2 protein-coding genes are annotated in these 3,919 nt (G+C 63.6%); both read right to left on the bottom strand.

Going from position 1 to position 3,919, the window contains the following annotated elements; all coding sequences use genetic code 11:
• Window positions 1-1,236: 2-hydroxyacyl-CoA dehydratase (locus Q0K17_RS10680; RefSeq protein WP_294542894.1), on the bottom strand; the 1,236-nt coding region annotated here is incomplete at its 3' end.
• Window positions 1,237-1,240: 4 nt separating this feature from the next.
• On the bottom strand, window positions 1,241-3,919 hold a 2,679-nt coding region (locus Q0K17_RS10675), incomplete at its 5' end, for an acyl-CoA dehydratase activase-related protein (RefSeq protein WP_294542892.1).

Below are 3,919 nucleotides of genomic sequence, written 5' to 3'. Positions count from 1 at the left end.
CCGCTCCCGGGCCACCGCCAGCATCAGCTTGATGCGGTTTTCCTGGTTGACGCGGGTGGCGCTGGGGTCGTAGTCCACGGGGGTGATGTTGGCGTCCGGGTGCAGGGCGCGGATCTTGTTGATCATGCCCTTGCCCACAATGTGGTTGGGCAGGCAGCCGAAGGGCTGGGCACAGACGATGTTGGCGTAGCCGCCCTCCACCAGTTCCAGCATTTCGGCGGTGAGCAGCCAGCCTTCGCCCATCTTGGCGCCCAGGGAGATGATCCCCTTGGGCTTCTCCATCAGCTCCCGGAAGGAACCCGGCGCATAGAAGCCCGCCTTGCGCATGGCGTCATTGCAGGCGTTGCCGATGCCGTCCAGCCAGTTCAGCAGGGCGGTGGCGCCGCCGGCTTTCAGCAGGCTACCGCCGTAGAGCTTCACGTCCAGCTCGGTGTTGGCGATGCAGTACTCCACAAAGCCCATCAGACCGGGCAGGTTCACCTCGCAGTCCTGGCTTTCCAGGAACTTTTCCAGGTCGTTGTTGCCCAGGGGCGAATATTTGACGTAGATCTCACCGACCACGCCCACCTTCACCTTGGGCACCCGGGTCACCGGAATGGACGCAAAGTCCGCCGCGATCACCGGGAACTGCTTCTTCATGTCGTGGGCGCTGAAGTTGCGGTTTTCGTGCATCCAGCCCTGGATGGTGGCGATCCACCGCTCGGTGGCGGCTTCGGCGTCCCCGGGATGGTTCTCGTAGGGCTTGACCTGGCTGCGCAGGGCGCAGAGCATGTCGCCGTAGAAGATGCAGGCAATGACCTTGCGCAGCAAAGGCAGGGTCAGGGGCAGGCCGCTGTCCTTCTCCAGGCCGGAAAAGTTCAGGGAGGCCACCGGGATGTCCCCGTAGCCGGACTTGACCAGCGCCTTGCGCAGCAATTTGATGTAGTTGGAAGCACGGCAGCCGCCGCCCGTCTGGGTGATGAGCAGGGCGGTGTGCTTCAGGTCATACTTGCCGCTGTTCAGCGCGTCGATGAACTGGCCGATGACCAGCAGGGCGGGGTAGCAGGTGTCGTTGTGGACGTATTTCAGCCCCAGCTGGGCCACCTCGCTGCCGCAGTTGCCCAGCACTTCCACGTTGTAGCCCTCACATTCCAGCGCCGCCGCCATGAGCCGGAACTGGGTCACGGCCATGTTGGGGATCAGGATCTTGTGGGTGCGGATCATATCCTTGGTAAAATTGGGGGTCATGTACTCCATACGCTCAGCTCCTTGCTTTGTCCTCGGCGCGCTCATCCAGTGCGGCAAACAGGCTGCGCAGGCGGATGTTCACGGCGCCCAGGTTGGTGATCTCGTCGATCTTCAGCTGGGTGTACAGCTTGTCGCCCTCCTGCAGGATCTCCCGGGTCTCGTCGGTGGTGATGGCGTCCAGCCCGCAGCCGAAGCTCACCAGCTGCACCAGGTCCATATCGGGCTGGGTGGTGCAGTACTTGGCGGCGGCATACAGGCGGCTGTGGTAGGTCCACTGGTTCAGCACCGAGGTGGGGAATTTCTCCATCAGGTGGCTCACCGAGTCCTCGGTGACCACGGCGGCGCCCTGGCGGATGATCAGCTTGTCAATGCCGTGGTTGACCTCCGGGTCCACATGGTAGGGACGGCCGGCCAGCACCACGATGCGCTTGTGTTCTTCCCGGGCTTTGGCGATGATCTCGGCGCCCTTGGCCCGCACCTGCACCATGTGGCGCTCGTACTCGGTATAGGCGGCGTCGATGGCCTCCGCGACCTGCTTGTGGCTGAGACCGGGGAAGTATTTGTCCAGAATGGCCGGGAACCGCTTGGTGAAGTCCTTGCGGCGGGCCAGGTTGACGTAATCGTAGATGAAGGTGGTGTGTTCCAGCTCGGGGCAGTTGCCCTCCAGCACTTCGGGATAGTAGGCCACCACCGGGCAGTTGTAATGGTTGTCGCCCAGGTGTTCATCCACGTTGTAGCTCATGCAGGGATAGAAGATGGCATCCACCCCCAGCTTGACCAGCTCGGCAATATGGCCGTGGGCCAGCTTGGCCGGGAAGCAGGCGGTGTCACTGGGAATGGTGGCCTGACCTTCCTGGTACAGGGCACGGCTGGACACCGGGCTGGTCCTGACCGCAAAGCCCAGCTTGGTAAACAGGGTATGCCAGAAGGGCAGCAGCTCATACATGTTCAGGCACAGGGGCAGACCGATGGTGGCCCGGGGACTTTCGGGCTGGATCTTCTGGTAATCCAGCAGCAGCTGCAGCTTGTAGGCGTACAGGTTCAGCTCGTCGTCCGCGGCCTTGCCGGTCACCGGCTTGTCGCACCGGTTGCCGGAGATGAACCGCTTGCCGTCCGCAAAGATGTTCACGGTGAGCTGGCAGTGGTTGCCGCAGCCGTTGCAGGTCACGTTCTGCACCTTCTGGGAGAAGTGTTCCAGCTCCTCCTCGGTGAGCACGGTGCTGTGGGAATCGGCATGGCTGTGGGCCTTGCCGTGCAGCGCCGCGCCGAAAGCGCCCATCAGACCGGCGATGTCCGGGCGGATGACCTCCACCCCCATCTCCTTCTCAAAGGCGCGGAGCACCGCTTCGTTGTAGAAGGTGCCGCCCTGGACCACGATGTTGCGGCCCAGCTCCTCGGGGCTGGAAGCCCGGATGACCTTGTACAGGGCGTTCTTGACGACGGAAATGGACAGGCCCGCGCTGATATTCTCAATGGAAGCGCCGTCCTTCTGGGCCTGCTTGACGCTGGAGTTCATGAAGACGGTGCACCGGCTGCCCAGGTCCACCGGGCGGTCGGCGAACAGCCCCAGGGCCGCAAACTCCTTCACGTCATAGCCCAGGGCCTGGGCGAAGGTCTGCAGAAAGCTGCCGCAGCCGGAGGAGCAGGCTTCGTTCAGGAAGATGTTGCTGATGGCGCCGTCCTCGATCTTGAAGCACTTCATGTCCTGACCGCCGATGTCGATGATGAAATCCACGTTGGGCATGAAATGCTTGGCGGCGGTGAAGTGGGCCACCGTCTCCACCAGGCCCCGGTCGCAGTGGAAGGCGTTCTTGATGAGCTCCTCGCCGTAGCCGGTGGTGGTGACGCTGGCAATCTGCAGGCCGGGATGGTCCTTGTACAGCTTGAGCAGGGTCTCCTTCACCAGCGGGATGGGGTTGCCCAGGTTGGGGCGGTAGCTGGTGAAGAGGATGTTGCTGTTCTCGTCAATGACCACCAGCTTGATGGTGGTGGAACCGGAGTCGATGCCGATGTGCACCGGGCCGCACTCGGCCCCGAAGGGCACGCAGGGCACACAGGCCCGCATGTGGCGGGCGTGGAAGTCCTCGTACTCCTGCTTGTTGGCAAACAGGGGCGGCAGGCTCACATAGGTGGCGGTGGCGCTGTAGTTGGCCAGCCGCTTGACCACCTCGGCCAGGTCGGATTCCCGGTCGGCGTAGAAGGCCGCGCCCAGGGCCACATACAGCAGGCTGTTCTCCGGGCAGGTGCCGGTGAGGCCCAGGGTCTTGTCAAAGCTCTGGCGCAGCACGCTGGAGAAGGTCAGAGGTCCGCCCAGGTAGAGCACGTTGCCCTTGATGGGACGGCCCTGGGCCAGACCGGCGATGGTCTGGTTGACCACGGCCTGGTAGATGGAGGCCGCAATGTCCCCGGCCAGGGCGCCCTGGTTGATCAGGGGCTGGATGTCGCTCTTGGCAAAGACGCCGCAGCGGGACGCGATGGTGTAGGTCCGGGTGGAAGCCTGGGCCGCCTTGTCCATCTCGTCGGCGCTCATCTTGAGCAGGGTGGCCATCTGGTCGATGAAAGCACCCGTGCCGCCGGCGCAGGACCCGTTCATCCGGACCTCGGTGCCGTTGGTGAGGAAGAGGATCTTGGCGTCCTCGCCGCCCAGCTCGATGATGCAGTCGGTGCCGGGGGCCAGACGGTTGGCCGCCAC

This window comes from uncultured Gemmiger sp., assembly GCA_944388105.1.
In the GTDB taxonomy this organism is placed as follows: Bacteria; Bacillota; Clostridia; order Oscillospirales; family Ruminococcaceae; genus Gemmiger.
This window is presented reverse-complemented; position numbering and strand designations above follow the sequence as displayed.